Annotated in this window: 13 protein-coding genes and 1 pseudogene; 8 read left to right on the forward strand and 6 right to left on the reverse strand. The window is 62.3% G+C overall.

The window, feature by feature from the left end:
* Window positions 1–1,024 (reverse strand): annotated as a pseudogene (locus CUC44_RS21250) (siderophore amonabactin TonB-dependent receptor); the annotation flags it as partial.
* Window positions 1,025–1,083: 59 nt separating this feature from the next.
* Window positions 1,084–2,322 carry an MFS transporter gene (locus tag CUC44_RS06630; RefSeq protein WP_157812755.1) on the reverse strand — a complete coding sequence of 413 codons (1,239 nt, stop codon included), beginning with the start codon at window positions 2,320–2,322 and terminating at the stop codon, window positions 1,084–1,086.
* A 265-nt stretch (window positions 2,323–2,587) separates the two neighbouring features.
* Here CUC44_RS06630 and CUC44_RS06635 point away from each other — a divergent pair, with 265 nt between their 5' ends.
* Window positions 2,588–3,340, forward strand: coding sequence for a hypothetical protein (locus CUC44_RS06635; protein WP_100859233.1), 753 nt, complete (start codon window positions 2,588–2,590; stop codon window positions 3,338–3,340).
* A 38-nt stretch (window positions 3,341–3,378) separates the two neighbouring features.
* On the opposite strand, the gene CUC44_RS06640 is transcribed toward CUC44_RS06635, so the two are convergent.
* The 3 genes from CUC44_RS06640 to CUC44_RS06655 form a co-directional block, all read right to left on the reverse strand.
* Complete coding sequence (locus CUC44_RS06640) at window positions 3,379–3,873, reverse strand: DUF2919 domain-containing protein (protein ID WP_100859193.1); 495 nt, start codon at window positions 3,871–3,873, stop codon at window positions 3,379–3,381.
* A gap of 137 nt (window positions 3,874–4,010) precedes the next feature.
* Window positions 4,011–4,958, reverse strand: coding sequence for a magnesium/cobalt transporter CorA (corA, locus tag CUC44_RS06645; RefSeq protein WP_100859194.1), 948 nt, complete (start codon window positions 4,956–4,958; stop codon window positions 4,011–4,013).
* 427 nt (window positions 4,959–5,385) lie between these two features.
* Entirely contained in the window at window positions 5,386–7,044 is a 1,659-nt protein-coding gene (locus CUC44_RS06655) for an electron transfer flavoprotein-ubiquinone oxidoreductase (protein ID WP_100859196.1), read from the reverse strand.
* 127 nt (window positions 7,045–7,171) lie between these two features.
* On the opposite strand from CUC44_RS06655, the gene CUC44_RS06660 reads away from it, so the two are divergent.
* From CUC44_RS06660 to aroG, 5 genes are all read left to right on the forward strand, one after another.
* Complete coding sequence (locus CUC44_RS06660; protein ID WP_167388811.1) at window positions 7,172–7,924, forward strand: electron transfer flavoprotein subunit beta/FixA family protein; 753 nt, start codon at window positions 7,172–7,174, stop codon at window positions 7,922–7,924.
* Window positions 7,925–8,015: 91 nt separating this feature from the next.
* Window positions 8,016–8,945 carry an electron transfer flavoprotein subunit alpha/FixB family protein gene (locus CUC44_RS06665; RefSeq protein WP_100859198.1) on the forward strand — a complete coding sequence of 310 codons (930 nt, stop codon included), beginning with the start codon at window positions 8,016–8,018 and terminating at the stop codon, window positions 8,943–8,945.
* Window positions 8,946–9,153: 208 nt separating this feature from the next.
* Window positions 9,154–10,242: a 3-phosphoserine/phosphohydroxythreonine transaminase gene (gene serC / locus CUC44_RS06670; protein ID WP_100859199.1), complete on the forward strand. Its 1,089-nt coding sequence runs from the start codon at window positions 9,154–9,156 to the stop codon at window positions 10,240–10,242.
* Between the two features lie 172 nt (window positions 10,243–10,414).
* Window positions 10,415–11,698, forward strand: coding sequence for a 3-phosphoshikimate 1-carboxyvinyltransferase (gene aroA / locus CUC44_RS06675; RefSeq protein WP_100859200.1), 1,284 nt, complete (start codon window positions 10,415–10,417; stop codon window positions 11,696–11,698).
* Between the two features lie 202 nt (window positions 11,699–11,900).
* Window positions 11,901–12,956: a 3-deoxy-7-phosphoheptulonate synthase AroG gene (aroG, locus tag CUC44_RS06680; protein WP_100859201.1), complete on the forward strand. Its 1,056-nt coding sequence runs from the start codon at window positions 11,901–11,903 to the stop codon at window positions 12,954–12,956.
* 92 nt (window positions 12,957–13,048) lie between these two features.
* Here the strand turns inward: aroG and CUC44_RS06685 are convergent, their stop codons facing one another.
* Complete coding sequence (locus CUC44_RS06685) at window positions 13,049–13,777, reverse strand: TerC family protein (protein WP_208621037.1); 729 nt, start codon at window positions 13,775–13,777, stop codon at window positions 13,049–13,051.
* A gap of 116 nt (window positions 13,778–13,893) precedes the next feature.
* On the opposite strand from CUC44_RS06685, the gene CUC44_RS06690 reads away from it, so the two are divergent.
* Window positions 13,894–15,006 carry an ATP-NAD kinase family protein gene (locus tag CUC44_RS06690; RefSeq protein ID WP_100859203.1) on the forward strand — a complete coding sequence of 371 codons (1,113 nt, stop codon included), beginning with the start codon at window positions 13,894–13,896 and terminating at the stop codon, window positions 15,004–15,006.
* Between the two features lie 109 nt (window positions 15,007–15,115).
* Window positions 15,116–15,394 (forward strand): YfcL family protein, encoded by a 279-nt coding sequence (locus CUC44_RS06695; RefSeq protein WP_100859204.1) that lies wholly within the window; start codon window positions 15,116–15,118, stop codon window positions 15,392–15,394.
* The last annotated feature ends 37 nt before the right edge of the window (window positions 15,395–15,431 follow it).

Raw genomic sequence — 15,431 nt, forward strand, 5'->3', positions numbered from 1 at the left:
CCTGACCGTCGACCGTGTTGTTGGTCTGGGTGATGTCGGCGGCGCCGCCGTTGAGCTGAGAATCGTCCATCAGATCGATCTGCTCGAAGTAGTAGCGCACCCGGCTGTCGAAGTGTTCCCAGCGGCCGTTGTGGCTCACGCCCAGGCTCAGGCGATCCAGGTTCTGGATGTTGTGGGGGGTGGCCGGCGCGGTCGGGGCACGGGGCACGTTGTTGAAGTAGCTGTCCATGTCGTTCTGGTTGTAGCCCAGATCGAATTCGATGTCCTGATTGTCGGCAACCAGCCACTTCAGGCCGGTCAGCACGTTGACCACTTCGCGTTTTTCCAGGGCATCGGCGTCCGGGTTGTTGGACTGATCGCTCTTCCAGCGATCGCGCTGATAGCCTTCGACCACTATGTTGCCGAGCAGCTTGTTGTCGATGAGAGCTCCGGACACATAGGCGCTGCCCTGGTTGGCGTCACCGCCGTCACCCTTGGTCGGCATGCTGTGGGTGTAGCCGACGGCAGCCTCTGTCTTCTCGGTGGCCTGGCGCAGGATCACGTTGACCACGCCGCCCAGTGCATCGGCACCGTACAGGGAGGAAACCGGGCCACGAATGACTTCGATGCGCTCGATGGCCGCCATGGGGATGGAGCTCAAGTCAAAGTCGTTGCCGTAGGCGCTGCCCAGGGTCTCACGGGCGTTGACGCGCTTGCCGTTGATCAGCAGCAGGGTGTAGTCGCCGCCCATGCCACGGATCTTGATCTCGTTACGGCCTGTGGGGTTGGTGGCGATGATGTTGACACCCGGCACGTGCTTGAGCGCATCGCCGATGTTGTTCACGTTCATCTTGTCGATGTCGGCGCGGGTCACCACGGAGACGCTGGCCGGGGCGGTGAACTCGGTGTGCTTGGTCTGGGTGGCGGTGACCACCATGGTCTCGTTGGCCTTGACCGATTCGGCCTGGGCCAGACCCGGCAGGGCCATCAGCCCGAGGGAGAGCAGGATGGGGTTTAATTTGAATACGCCGTGCTGCAACTGCATTGTTAAAGCTCCATGAAAAAACAGAGGTTATTTGGTCCGGGCTCTTCTGGTCCGGCTGCTCACTGACTTCCTTGTCTGGCGGTGCCAGACGCGGGGTTATTGTTATTCTTTATCCGCTCCAGCCCCCGAATGAGGAACCAGACGCCGGCGCAGGCCAGCAGGCCGCAGGCGATATTGACTGAGGCGAGTTCGGTGAAACCGTGCAGGGCCCCGCTCTCATCCGAGACGAGGTATCTGGCCGACAGCAGGCTGCCGAGCCCGGCCGCCACATTGGTGACAGTGCCCTGGAATGACATGAAGGCGGCGCGCTGATGGGGGGCCGGTATGCCCGCCGTGACGGCCAGCGTGGTGCTGGCGCGTGCTGAGCTCAGCGCCATGAAGAGGGTAAACAGCAGGTAGACGGGCAGACCTACCGGCAGGGCGAAGCCGAGCAGGGTCACCAGGGCCAGCGCCAGGCTGGTGATCAGGATGGCGCCCTGGGCACGGCCTTGATCTATCCAGCCGCCGCACAGGCGCATGGTGGCCATGCTGGCGAGGCCACCGCACAGGTAGAGGGCGGCGATCTGCTCCCGGGGGAAGCCCAGGTTGAACTGGAAATAGTTCGCAAAGTGCGGGATCAGCAGGAAGTGGCCGAACATCTGCAGGCACAGAATACCCAGGGCCCCCTGACACAGGGGGGAGGCGAGCAGCTGGCGCAGGCCCTTGCCATGGGGGGCAGGAGTGACCGGCAAGGAGGGCAGCAGACGGCTGCTCACCAGGGCCAGCAGCAGACCACTTGCGCCAAACAGCAGGAAGGGGCTCTGCCAGCCGAGCCACTGGGCCAGGGTCAGGGCGACGGGCACCACCAGGATGGCGGCCAGCGAAAACGCCATGCCCACGTAGGCGAGGCGGCGTCCCCGCTCGGCAGGCGGCACCAGATCCAGCACGGCGGCCATCAGGATGGCGGTGAGCGGACCCGCCACGCAGCCGGAGAGGATGAACAGCACCAGCAGTTGCTGGCTGTTTTGCACCAGGGCGCAGGCCATCAGCAGCAGGAAGCGCAGGGTCAGCAGCAGCAACAGGGCGGGTTTGCGATTGAAGCGATCGAGCCAGGGAGCGGCCAGGATCCCCATCAGTGCCGCCCCCAGGGTGGCGCCGCCACTGAAGTAACCTGTCTGCTCCGGCGCCATGCCGAGGCTGGTCACCAGATCCGGGCCAAGGGGCATCACCATCATCATGCTACCCATGGAGAGCATGTTGATCAGCAGGGCCAGGTGGATGGTGGCAGGGGTGCTGGAGACGACAGGATCTGGCTTCATCAGAGGCTGACTCAAAAAAATGAGTCCGAATTGTATCCGAGCGATCCTATTGTGACAACAAATGATAACCATTTTTATTTGCGTTTTTTCATCTTCTTATGAGTCTTTTGTGGCCCGAGGTGATAAGGGTCTGAATGAGTGCCAATCTGCTCTGGCAATCGTTAAGCGATGGAGGGACCAGATAACTTGGTTGGGTCGGCGATGGCGCGCTCGGGGGGGATGATGACACACTGTCATGAGACCGCATTTGAAGGGGGAGGCGATGATGAAAGCGTGGCGATGGATCCTGGTGTGGTGCTGCGTGGGGCTCTGGGCCTTGCCCCTGCGAGCCGAGGTGAAGGTGGTGCCCGTGTTCGAGGCCGAGGCCATGGTGCAGACCTTGAAAGAGATCTACCCGGATCTCGGGGTGAGCGCCATGGGCAACCAGCTGGTGCTAAGCGGCACCTCCGCCCAGTTGCAGGAGGCCGAGACCCTGCTGACCAAGCTCAACCAACCGCCCCAGAGTCTGCTCATCGAGTGGCGGGTGGCGGGGGCGTCAAACAGTCAGCAACTGGGGGTGGGCATCGGCAATGACAACGCCAAACGGCAGTGGCTGATGGAGGGGGGCGCAGAGGATTATCAGCGTACCCAGCAGGACAACTGGCAGGTGCGGGGCCTCTCGGGACGGCCCGTGCTGCTGCAGATGGGCTCCTATCAGCCGGTCACCTTCTACCGTTGGCAGGGTGGCCGCGTGGTGGGCATGGTACCGCTGATAAACGGCCTCTACGCCACCGCTACCCTGGTGGGGGAGCGGGTGCAGATAGCCCTTAGCAGCGAGCAGGTCAGGCTGGAGCGAGGCGACATCAAGACCGGCCAGAGCGCCACCGAGGTGAGCGGCTCGCCGGGAGAGTGGCTGACGGTGGGGGAGCTCTCCACCACTCAGAGCAGTCAGGGGGCCGAGCTTTCGAACCAGTCCCAGATCGGAGTGGCCAGTGGCGGTGAGCGCCAGACCCTGCAGATCCGGGTCACTCGCCAATGATGAGGGTTGCGGGCACTGTGATGGGCGCGAGCCCATGATCACTTGCCAGTGTCAGCCCCGATCACCGTCTGGACGTGAGGCTCATCGACCGCGTATTCCCGCAGTTGGCGGCTCTTTAGCAGATACCAGAGTGCCCACAGGCTGCCGATCAGCACCAGAGCGGTCGGCCAGCTGAACGACCACTTCTGCAGATTGAGGCTGTGCAGTTGCAGCGTCAGGCCGCTCAGGGTGGAGCAGAGCAGCAGGCCGCGGCTGCGGCGCCTGAGCCAGGCACGGACGCTGTGGGTCTTCTGATGAGTGCCGCCGTAGGCGAGCAGCGCCAGCATGGCGGGCAAGTCGCTCAGAAGGCCGAGATAGAGGCTCATCCGATCCGGGTAGAAGAGGGTCAGGATCTCGCTGCCACTCTCGCGGGTCACCCCCGCCATCAGAAACAGCCAGACCGAGCGGGTCAGCAAGAGGGCGATGGGCCAGAACCAGATCGGCGGACGCAACTGACCGTGATCGTCATATCGGTGTTCGGGATAGAGGGTCATAGGGCCCGGTCTGCTCCGCATTGGGCGAGTGATACCAAGGGATATGGGGCAGGGGGGAGGGCTTTACAAGGTGAGGGAGGGGCAGGAATTAATCGGGGAGCCTGGCTCCCCCATTCACATCCCTTGTCCTGGTTGGCTTACAACCAGCCCTTGCGCTTGAAGAAGAGGCCGGTGCCGAGCGACGACATCACCATCAGTACCAGGGAGAGGGGATAACCATATTCCCAGGCGAGCTCAGGCATGCGGCCGAAGTTCATGCCGTAGATGCTGGCGATAAGGGTCGGCGGCAGGAAGATCACCGCGGCGACCGAGAAGATCTTGATCACCTTGTTCTGCTCCAGATTGGTCACCCCCATGGAGGCCTCCAGCTGGAAGTTGATCTTGTCGAACAGGAACTGGGTGTGGGGCAGCAGGGACTCAACGTCGTGGAGCATCTCGTCGATCCACTTGTTCTGCTCGCTGGTCATGCGCTGGCGCAGGCTGCGTTTGAGAAAGCGCAGGGCGCGGCGGGTATCGTGCAGGGAGAGACGGATCTGGCCATTGGCCTCTTCCTGGGCCATCAGCTCTTTGAGCATGGGATTGATCTGATCCGGTTCAAAAATCTGGTCCGCGGTGTTTTCCAGGGTTTTGTAACCATCTTCGATGAGATCGGAGAGATATTCTACTTTCAGATTCTGTACTTCCAGCAGAATATCCAGCGCATCTTCCACCTCGAGGCGGTCCTGGCGCATGTAGTGACGCAGCAGGCGCACCAGGCCGATGTCATCCTCGCGGATGCTGATCAGCAGGTTGTGGCGCAGGGTAAAGGAGACGTGAACACCCTTGGTGTCGCGACCGATCCGCTGGGGAAACAGGGAGTGGATGTGCAGACCGTCGGTGTCCCAATAGAAGCGGGCAGACGCCTCGATATCGTCCAGCTCCTCCTTGTCCGGTACCTCCTCCAGGAACAGGCCCGTCAACCATTCTCGCTCCGCCGTGTCCGGCTTGTAGGCATCCAGCCAGACAGTGTTGTCGGGGACTATGTCGTCCGGCCCGAGCGTCACTATGTCCAGCACCTTGTTATTGAGAATGTAGGCGGTGATCATCTGTCCCCCCTTAAGAAGTCGTGGGTAATCAGGGATGGTTGCACAGGTTCATGCGGCCCTAGATCGCACAGAAAGCGATCCCATGAAATAGCATAACGAGGCCGATGGATAACCTGAATGCGGCGAACTATACAGGGGCGCGCCGCGCTTGTCAGGGCCTATTCATCAGGGGTTCAGCCTGTTCGCTCAAAAAAGCGGCGAGGTCGGATCAGCGGATCCGGGCTCGAAAGCGGGGATCCGCTGCTCAGTGCTTGGACTTGTGTCACCAGGATCTGAAGGCCGCGGAGTGGGGAGCGCGTTTCCGCGCCTCACCGCTGTTCTATCTGAGCCATATCCCAACATATTGGGGTAGTTGGGGTCCGAGCCTCCCTGGGGCGGGGTCCAGACGATGTTCTGGCACTGAGTCTCCTTAATGTCGCCAGTTTCCTCACATATTGGGGTAGTTGGGACCCGAGCCTCCCTGGGGCGGGGTCCAGACAATATTCTGACTGGGATCCTTGATGTCACAGGTCTTGCAGTGAATGCAGTTGGCCGCATTGATCTGCAAGCGAGGCTGGTTATCCGCCCCCGGGATCTCGGTCTCTATTATCTCAAAGACGCCGGCCGGGCAGTAGCGCTGGGCGGGCTCGGCCCAGGTGGGCAGGTTGACCGCTACAGGTATGCTCGCATCCTGCAACTTGAGGTGGCAGGGCTGATCCTCGTCGTGGCTAGTGTTGGCGAGATAGACGGAAGAGAGCTTGTCGAAGCTGAGCCTGCCATCTGGCTTGGGGTAAGGGATGGGCTGGCAGCGACTGGCCAGGCGCAGCTGGCGATAGTCCGGCTCCTTGTCCAATAGCGTCACGGGGGAGCCCTTGCCCCAGAGCCGCTGCTCCAGCCAGTTGAAGCCGCCCCCGAGCCAGGGACCCCAGCGATGCAGGGCGGCGCCGAAGTTGCGGGCAGCCTTGAGCTCACTCGCCAGCCAGCTCTGCTGCAGGGCATCGCCGAATTCGGCCAGATCCCGCCCTCCCTCGTCGCCACCGTGCAAACTCATGGCGACCGTGCTGGCCGCCAGCATGCCGGATTTCATGGCGGTGTGAATACCCTTGATGCGGGAGAAATCGAGCGTCCCTGCGTCACAGCCGATGAGCAGGCCGCCGGGGAAGTGCATGCGGGGCAGTGAATGCCAGCCCCCCTTGGTGATGGCACGGGCACCGTAGCTGATGCGCTCCCCCCCCTGCAGGGTCTGGGCGAGCAGGGGGTGGTGCTTGAGACGTTGAAACTCGTCGAACGGGCTGAGCCAAGGATTCTGGTAGTTGAGATCGACGATGAGGCCGACTGCCACCTGATTGCCTTCCAGATGATAGAGATAGAAGCCCCCCTGGCTCTTGTTGCCCCCATCCTCATTGAGGGGCCAGCCGCTGCCGTGCAGCACCCGGCCTGGGTGGGACTGGTCGGCGGGGACCTGCCACAGCTCCTTGAAGCCGATGGCATAGTGCTGCGGCTGGGCGCCGCTTTCCAGGTTGAACTCCTTGATGAGTTGCTTGCCCAGATGGCCGCGGGCCCCCTCCGCGAACAGGGTGTAGCGGCCATAGAGCGCCATGCCGGGCACGTGATCCGCCTTGGGGTTGCCATCTCTGTCCAGCCCGAGCTCCCCGGTGCTCACCCCTCTTATCCTTCCATCCTCCAATATGAGTTCGCTGGCAGTGAAGCCGGGGTAGATCTCGACCCCGAGTGCTTCCGCCTCCCGGGCGAGCCAGCGGCAGAGGTTGCCGAGGCTGATGATGTGACAACCGTCGTTGTGCATGCGCGGCGGCACGGCCCAATCGGGCAGTTGCAGGGCACGGCTCTCGCTTTGCAGCAGGTGTACCCGATCGTCGCTCACCGCCACCCCGAGCGGTGCCTGTTGCCAGCGATCCGGCAGCAACTCCTTGAGGGTGACGGGGTCGAGCAGGGCGCCGGAGAGCAGGTGGGCCCCCACCTCGGCTCCTTTTTCCAGCAGGCAGACCGAGAGTGCGGGATCCTGTTGCTTGAGGGCGATGGCGGCACTCAGACCCGCCGGGCCGCCACCGACGATGACCACATCAAATTCCATTGCTTCGCGTTCCATCTTGCCTCTGTGCTCGACTTGGCCTAGGGTAGTGCTGGTAGTTTACGTAAACGTAAACCATTTTGTCAGCATATAAAGTGCGGGAGTGCAAAATGGATTCACTCAACCGATACGAGGAATGACCGACATGAAGCTGCTGGTCGCTGTCAAACGGGTCGTCGACTTCAACGTCAAGGTCCGGGTCAAGAGCGATGGCTCCGATGTGGAGCTCGCCAATGTGAAGATGGGCATCAACCCGTTTTGTGAAATCGCGGTGGAGGAGGGGGTGAGGCTGCGGGAAGCCGGTTTGGCGAGCGAGCTGGTTGTGGTCACCTTCGGGCCAGAGGCCGCCGCCGAGCAGCTGCGCCATGCCCTGGCTCTGGGGGCGGATCGGGCGCTGCACTACGTGACTGACGAGACCCTGAGCCCCCTCAAGGTGGCCCAGGCATTGCAAAAATTGTGCGAACAGGAACAGCCGGGTCTGGTGCTGCTCGGCAAGCAGTCCATCGACTCCGACAACAACCAGGTGGGCCAGATGCTCTCCGCCCTCAATGACTGGCCGCTCGCCACCTTCGCTTCCGCCATCAAGCTGGTAGAGGGAGAGTTGCAGGTGACCCGAGAGATAGACGGTGGCCTCGAGACCCTCGGCATGCCCCTGCCCGCCGTGGTGACGGTGGACTTGCGCCTGAACGAGCCGCGCTTTGCCTCCCTGCCCAACATCATGAAGGCCAAGCGCAAGCCGCTGGAGACTCAGCCCTTTGCGGCCCTCGGCCTCGATGCCAAAAGCGAGATCCGGCTGCTCGGGGTGATGGCGCCCCCGGTGCGCAGTGCAGGGGTCAGGGTTGGCTCGGTGGACGAGCTGCTGAGCAAGCTCAGAAACGAAGCCAAGGTGCTGCCATGAGCGCCCGCTTGATGGTCAAGCTTTTGGGTGGCTGGCTCTTGGGTGGGGCTGGCGCGGTGAAACGGATTGGGAACGACGTGAAGGTGCAGCCATGAGCGTACTGGTTATTGCCGAACATCATCAGGGCCAGTTGGCCGACAGTGCCGCCCGTCTGGTGGCGGCGGCCAAACAGCTTGGCGGCGAGGTGCATCTCTTGCTGTTGGGGCAGGGGCTGGCGGAGGCGGGTGATCAGGCCGCCACTCTGCAAGGGGTCGACAGGGTGCTGCTGGCCGAACATCCCCTGCTGGCAGAGGGGCTCAACGATGGGGTGGACACCTTGCTGGCCCAGGTGGTGCGGGACTATCAGCACTGCCTGATGGCGGCGAGCAGCCATGGCAAGGATCTGCTGCCGCGGGTGGCGGCCAGGCTCGGGGTGGAGATGATCTCCGAGGTGACCGGCATTGAATCCGCCGATACCTTCCTGCGCCCCATCTATGCGGGCAACGCCATCGCCCGGGTGGCGAGCTCGGCGTCCGTCAAGGTGCTCAGCATCCGTGCGAGCGCCTTCACCGGCGTGAGTGGCGGGGCGGGCGGGGCAACCGTTGAGCGCGTGCCCGTGCCCGAGCTTCACTGCCGTACCCGTCTCATCGAGCGGCGGGCGGTGCGATCCGCGCGCCCCGAGCTCGGCGCGGCGCGGGTGGTGGTCTCCGGGGGCAGGGCGCTTGGCTCGAAAGAGCAGTTCGCCCTCATTGAGGCCCTGGCCGACAAGCTGGGGGCCGCGGTGGGCGCGTCCCGGGCGGCGGTGGATGCGGGTTTTGTCGCCAACGATCTGCAGGTGGGTCAGACCGGCAAGATAGTGGCCCCCGAGCTCTATATCGCCGTCGGCATCTCGGGCGCCATCCAGCATCTGGCGGGGATGAAGGAGTCCAAGGTGATCGTCGCCATCAACAAGGATGCGGAGGCCCCCATCTTCCAGGTGGCGGACTACGGCCTGGTGGGCGACCTGTTCAGCCTGCTGCCCGAGCTCACCGCCAAGCTGTGATGCGGTGAAAAAGGGCCCCTAGCAGTCGGCCATTTCTCTGCACGTTCTCTGCAAGCCCTGACCCATTCAGGGCTTTTCTACTGTTTGGGGTCAACGAAACTGACCTAAAAGGGTGCGCCAGATCCCAAAAAGCCTTTGCCCCGAGTGGGGACTCTCGTGTAAAACCGTTCAAGTCACCGATTACTCTCATCCACTCACGGAAAGCGTCATGAGCAAACAGATTTACAACTTCTGTGCCGGCCCCGCCATGTTGCCGGTAGAAGTCATGGAGCGCGCCCAGCGCGAATTTTGTAACTTCCAGGGGCTGGGAGCCTCGGTCATGGAGCTTTCCCATCGCGGCAAGCCCTATATGGCGGTCGCCGAGAAGGCGGAAGCCGATTTGCGCTCCCTGCTGGCGGTGCCGGACAACTACAAGGTGCTGTTCATGCACGGCGGTGGCCGTGGCCAGTTCTCCGCCGTGCCCATGAACCTGCTGGGTGGTGTGAATAAAAAAGCCGACTATCTGCTGACCGGGGTCTGGGCCGCGAGTGCGGTGGACGAGGCCCGCAAGTACGGCGACATCCAGACCGTTGACGGGGTTGCCAAGAACGCAGACGGGGTAAGTCACTTGCTGCCGAACCCGGCGTTTCGCGCCGATGCGGCCTATGTGCACTACTGCCCGAACGAAACCATCGATGGCATAGAGATGTTCGACATCCCGGCCACAGGCGATGTGCCCCTGGTGGCGGATCTCTCCTCCACCATCCTCTCCCGCCCCCTCGACATCAGTCGTTTCGGCGTTATCTATGCCGGTGCCCAGAAGAACATAGGGCCATCCGGGCTCGCCATCGCCATAGTACGGGACGATCTGCTGAGTCAGGCCCGCGCCGACGTGCCCTCCATCTTCGATTACCAGCTCACCGCCAAGAACGACTCCATGTTTAACACGCCGCCGACCTACGCCTGGTACCTGGCCGGTCTGGTGTTCGAGTGGCTCAAAGAGCAGGGAGGTCTGGCGGCCATGGAGGCTCGCAACAAGGAGAAGGCCGATTTCCTCTATGGCTATCTCGATGACTCCAGCTTCTACGGCAACAAGGTGGATGCGAGCTGTCGCTCCCGCATGAACGTGCCGTTCCAGCTCAAAAACGAGGCCCTGGACAAGCAGTTCCTGGCCGAGTCTGAGGCTGCCGGCCTGCTGGCACTGAAAGGGCACCGCATCGTCGGTGGCATGCGTGCCAGCCTCTACAACGCCATGCCGCTGGAGGGCGTCAAGGCCCTGGTGAGCTTTATGGACGGTTTTGCCAAACGCCATGGCTGAGGCGCAGTCCCATGATGCAAGACGCCGGGGACTCCCCGGCGTCTGTTTTTCTGCTCTGTTCTGACCGCGGGTACGCTCGCCTCGGTTTTTGTGCCAAGCGCGGTATTGCCGCGCAAGGCGGGGGCTGTTAACGTCCGGTCAGGTGATTTAATTGAGGTCGTACAGGAAGTCTATGAATTCGTTGCGTTTGGAACCTATTTCTCGCGTGGCCGGGGTGGTGAATCTGCCTGGCTCCAAAAGTGTCTCTAACCGGGCCCTGCTGCTGGCGGCCCTGGCTCGTGGCACCACCCGGCTGACCAACCTGCTCGACAGCGATGACATCCGTCACATGCTGGGTGCCCTGACCCAGCTCGGGGTCAAGTACAAGCTCTCCGCCGACAAGACAGAGTGCACTGTGCACGGTCTGGGTCGCAGCTTCGCGGTGAAAGAGCCGGTCAACCTCTTCCTCGGCAACGCCGGCACCGCCATGCGTCCGCTCTGCGCCGCCCTGTGCCTGGGATCCGGTGAATTCATGCTGGGGGGAGAGCCTCGCATGGAGGAGCGCCCCATAGGTCACCTGGTGGATGCCTTGCGCGAGGCGGGCGCCCATATCCAGTACCTGAAGAAAGATGGCTATCCACCCCTGGTGGTGGATGCCAAGGGGCTCTGGGGCGGTGACGTGCACGTCGACGGCTCCGTCTCCAGCCAGTTCTTGACGGCCTTCCTGATGGCGGCGCCGATGGCGTCCGGTGATACCCGTATCCACATCAAGGGGGAGCTGGTCTCCAAGCCCTACATCGACATCACGCTGCACATCATGAAGCAGTTCGGCGTGGTCATCGAGCACGACGACTACAAGCTGTTCTACATCAAGGGCAACCAGAGCTATGTCAGCCCGGGTGACTTCCTGGTGGAAGGGGATGCCTCCAGCGCCTCTTACTTCCTCGCGGCGGGCGCCATCAAGGGCAAGGTGCGGGTGACCGGCATCGGCAAGCACAGCATTCAGGGTGACATTCACTTCGCCGACGTGCTGGAGAAGATGGGGGCGCGCATCACCTGGGGCGACGACTTCATCGAGGCCGAGCAGGCCCCGCTGCACGGTATCGACATGGACATGAACCAGATCCCGGACGCGGCCATGACCATCGCCACCACGGCGCTGTTTGCCGAAGGCCCCACCTCCATTCGCAACATCTACAACTGGCGGGTGAAGGAGACGGATCGCCTGCACGCCATGGCGACCGAGCTGCGCAAGCTGGGTGTGGAAGTGGAGGAGGGGCACGACTACATCACTGTCACCCCGCCGGCCAGCCTCAAGCACGCGGCCATCGACACCTACAACGATCACCGCATCGCCATGTGCTTCTCCCTGGTGGCCCTGTCGGATACTGCGGTGACCATCAATGATCCGGGTTGTACCTCCAAGACCTTCCCGGATTATTTTGACAAGCTGGCAGGCATCAGTCAGGCCGTCTGATCCCGCGCTCGTTGTCACCCAAGAGGCCCGCCACAGTGCGGGCCTCTTGCTTTGTGTTGAACGTTGCTAGCAGCATTGTAGTAACTTGCAAGACTCCATTACAAAATACTTTATGTAGAGATGTAATTTTCTATTTACACCGTCTCGGTGGAGGGCTAGATTGAGATCACTTAATCGCAGTCATCTAGCAGGAAGTCTTGTCATGCAGCATCAAACCGACGACGTTCGTATCAGAGAAATCAAAGAGTTATTGCCCCCGGTTGCGGTGCTTGAGAAGTTTCCGGCGACCGAGACCGCATCAAATACAGTGTTTGAATCCCGTCAGGCCATCCATCAGATCCTGGCCGGTGAAGATCAACGCCTGCTGGTGGTGATCGGCCCCTGCTCCATCCATGACCCGGTCGCCGCCCTGGAATACGGCAAGCGCCTCAAGGTGTTGCGTGATGAACTCAAGGGCGAGCTGGAAATCGTGATGCGGGTCTACTTCGAGAAGCCGCGCACCACCGTGGGCTGGAAGGGGCTCATTAACGATCCTTACCTCGACAACAGCTGCCAGATCAACGACGGCCTGCGCATCGGGCGCAAGCTGTTGCTGGATCTCAACGACATGGGGCTGCCGACCGCCTCCGAGTTCCTCGACATGATCACCCCGCAATACATGGCGGATCTGATGAGCTGGGGCGCCATCGGGGCCCGCACCACCGAATCCCAGGTGCACCGTGAGCTGGCCTCCGGCCTCTCCTGCCCGGTGGGCTTCAAGAACGGCACCGACGGCACCATCAAGGTGGCCATCGACGCCATCGGCGCCGCCAGTGCTCCCCACCACTTCCTGTCGGTGACCAAGTACGGCCACTCCGCCATCGTCTCCACCGCCGGCAACCCGGACTGCCACATCATTCTGCGTGGTGGCCGCGAGCCGAACTACAGCGGCGCTCACGTGAGCGAGGTGGTGAAGGGGCTGGACAAGGCCGGTCTGCCGCAGAAGGTGATGATCGACTTCAGTCACGCCAACAGCAGCAAGCAGTTCAAGAACCAGATGCGGGTGGCCGAGGACGTGGCCGGTCAGCTGCGCGCCGGCAGCAAGGCGGTGTTTGGTGTCATGGTGGAGAGCCATCTGGTGGAAGGGCGCCAGGATCTGGTGGAAGGCTGTGAGCTCACCTTCGGTCAGAGCATCACGGATGCGTGCATCGACTGGGCCGATACCGAGGTGCTGCTGCGCAACCTGGCCGATGCGGTGGCCACCCGCAACGCACTCTGACTCGTCGGGCGGCAAGCCTGCTCGCCGTTCCAGACAGATAAAAAAAGCGCGACCTTGGGGTCGCGCTTTTTGTTGGCTCTTGAGCGGCTGGCTTATTTGGCCTTGGCGCGGGCCTGATGGTCCCGCAGGCGGATGTTGATCATCTCCACCACCAGCGAGAAGGCCATGGCGAAGTAGATGTAACCCTTCGGAATGTGCAGATCCAGACCCTCGGCCATCAGGGCGACCCCGACCAGGATCAGGAAGGAGAGGGCCAGCATCTTGATGGTGGGATGGGTATCGACGAAGTCGCCGATGGCCTTGGCGGCAAACATCATGACGCCGACGGCGATGACGATGGCCAGCACCATGACGGGCACGTGATCCGCCATGCCCACCGCCGTGATGACGGAGTCCAGGCTGAAGATGATGTCGAGGATGGCGATCTGCACCAGGGTCGACATGAAGCCGGCGGCCTTGCTGACCGTGCTCTGCTCGTCGGCGGCCCCCTCTAGGCTGTGGTGGATCTCGTGGGTACTCTTGGCGATGAGGAACAGGCCCCCGATCAGCAAGATGAGATCCCGACCCGAGATGGCTTCACCCAGCACGGTGAACAGCGGCTCGGTGAGGCGCATCACCCAGGCGAGGGAGAGCAGCAGCAGGATGCGGGTCCCCATGGCGAGCCCCAGCCCCAGGATGCGGGCACGCTGGCGCTGGGCCTCTGGCAGGCGACCCACCAGGATGGAGATGAAGATGATGTTGTCGATACCCAGCACGATCTCGAGCAGGGTCAGGGTGGCGAGCGCGACCCAGGCGGAGGGGTCAGCAATCCATTCCAGCATGATTGAACCTTGGTTGAACTTTGGATGACGGTTGAAACTGCGCATTCTATCAGGCTGACTTGGCTTGTCCCATAGCGGTGAACAGATAAAATGGCGGCGAGCAGAGGGAGAAAAACATGTTTCGTTTAGGGCTTATTATCAACCCGGTGGCCGGCATTGGCGGAGCCGTCGGTCTCAAGGGCAGCGATGGCGTGGTGGCCGAGGCACTGGCGCGGGGCGCCGTGCCCAAGGCGCAGGAGCGGGCCCGTCAGGCTCTGTTGCCGCTCTGTGAGCTGACCCAAGCCTTCGAGCTGTTGACGGTTGGGGGGGAGATGGGGGCCGATCTTACCGCCTCGCTGCAACTGCCCCATACCATCCTTTATCAGCCCGCCTCGCCGAGCAGCGCCGCCGACACCCGCGCCGCGGCCGAGCTGATGCGGGAGGCGGGCGTCGATCTGCTGCTGTTTGCCGGCGGTGACGGCACGGCCCGGGATGTCTGCGCGGCTGTGGGGGAGTCTTGCCACGTGCTCGGCATCCCGGCGGGGTGCAAGATCCACTCCGGGGTCTACGGGGTGACCCCGGCCGCGAGCGGGCGGGTGGCTGCGCGCATGATAGGGGGCGAGCTGCTGAGCCTGGTGGACGCCGAGGTGGTGGACATAGACGAGGAGGCGTTTCGGGCCGGCAAGGTGCGGGCGCGCCACTATGGCCAGATGCAGGTGCCCGGCGATCTGCGCTATGTGCAGGCGACCAAGCAGGGGGGGAGGGAGTCCGAGGAGCTGGTGCTCGCCGATCTCGCCGCCGGCGTGGTGGAAGAAATGGTGCCCGATACCCTCTATCTGATGGGGTCCGGCAGCACGGTGGCCGCCTGTATGGGGGAGCTGGGGCTGGAAAATACCCTGCTCGGTGTGGATCTGGTGGAAAATGGTCGGCTTATCGGGCAGGATCTGTCCGCCGCCGAGATCCTGACCCGGATCCGCGGTCGTCACTGTCGGCTGATCATTACCCTGATCGGCGGTCAGGGACATCTGTTCGGGCGCGGAAATCAGCAACTGAGTCCAGAGGTGATCAGGGCCGTCGGGCGAGACCATATTCAGGTGCTCGCCACCAAGACCAAGCTGGCGGCACTCGAAGGCCGTCCGCTGCTGGTGGATACCGATGACCCGGCACTGAACCGGTCGTTAAGTGGTTATCTGCGGATAACCACCGGATACAAGGATCAGGTCATCTACCCGGTGGCCAACCCGGAATAGGACATCAAGGATGCGGCTGGCCTGGCGCCAGAGAGTCGCGATCAACCGGATCGCGGTTCCACTCCCCCGAATTTTTTGCCGGCAATCCCGGAACACGAGGCTGCGTTACATGACGATTCACGAATTTGAGCACAAATTGTTGGGATTGATCGACGCCATGGTCGCCACGGCCAGCGAAGACGATCTGTTTGCGGGCGGTTACCTGCGTGGCCACATCTCGCTCGCGGTGGCCCGTGCCGATCTCGAGGGCAAGACGCTGGTGCGGGATGTCAAAAGCTATGTGCTGCGTAGCCTGAATGAGGCCATCTTGCAGGGCGAGCTGTCCGAGCAGGACGAGGTGCTGGTACAGGACATGTGGAAGCGACTGCAGCAGCAGGCGGAAGCTTGATCCCATTCTCAGTTCAAACAGAAGTTTGACTAATCTG

This window comes from Aeromonas lusitana, assembly GCF_002812985.1.
GTDB lineage: Bacteria > Pseudomonadota > Gammaproteobacteria > Enterobacterales > Aeromonadaceae > Aeromonas > Aeromonas lusitana.

Bases quoted from the DNA above. Each gene is read 5' to 3' on its own strand.
- CUC44_RS06665 (WP_100859198.1), top strand. From the start codon at position 8,016: ATGAGCGTACTGGTTATTGCCGAACATCATCAGGGCCAGTTGGCCGAC.
- CUC44_RS06695 (WP_100859204.1), top strand. From the start codon at position 15,116: ATGACGATTCACGAATTTGAGCACAAATTGTTGGGATTGATCGACGCC.
- CUC44_RS06640 (WP_100859193.1), bottom strand. From the start codon at position 3,873: ATGACCCTCTATCCCGAACACCGATATGACGATCACGGTCAGTTGCGT.
- CUC44_RS06660 (WP_167388811.1), top strand. From the start codon at position 7,172: ATGAAGCTGCTGGTCGCTGTCAAACGGGTCGTCGACTTCAACGTCAAG.
- aroA (WP_100859200.1), top strand. From the start codon at position 10,415: ATGAATTCGTTGCGTTTGGAACCTATTTCTCGCGTGGCCGGGGTGGTG.
- CUC44_RS06685 (WP_208621037.1), bottom strand. From the start codon at position 13,777: ATGCTGGAATGGATTGCTGACCCCTCCGCCTGGGTCGCGCTCGCCACC.
- serC (WP_100859199.1), top strand. From the start codon at position 9,154: ATGAGCAAACAGATTTACAACTTCTGTGCCGGCCCCGCCATGTTGCCG.
- CUC44_RS06630 (WP_157812755.1), bottom strand. From the start codon at position 2,322: ATGAAGCCAGATCCTGTCGTCTCCAGCACCCCTGCCACCATCCACCTG.
- aroG (WP_100859201.1), top strand. From the start codon at position 11,901: ATGCAGCATCAAACCGACGACGTTCGTATCAGAGAAATCAAAGAGTTA.
- corA (WP_100859194.1), bottom strand. From the start codon at position 4,958: ATGATCACCGCCTACATTCTCAATAACAAGGTGCTGGACATAGTGACG.
- CUC44_RS06635 (WP_100859233.1), top strand. From the start codon at position 2,588: ATGAAAGCGTGGCGATGGATCCTGGTGTGGTGCTGCGTGGGGCTCTGG.
- CUC44_RS06655 (WP_100859196.1), bottom strand. From the start codon at position 7,044: ATGGAACGCGAAGCAATGGAATTTGATGTGGTCATCGTCGGTGGCGGC.
- CUC44_RS06690 (WP_100859203.1), top strand. From the start codon at position 13,894: ATGTTTCGTTTAGGGCTTATTATCAACCCGGTGGCCGGCATTGGCGGA.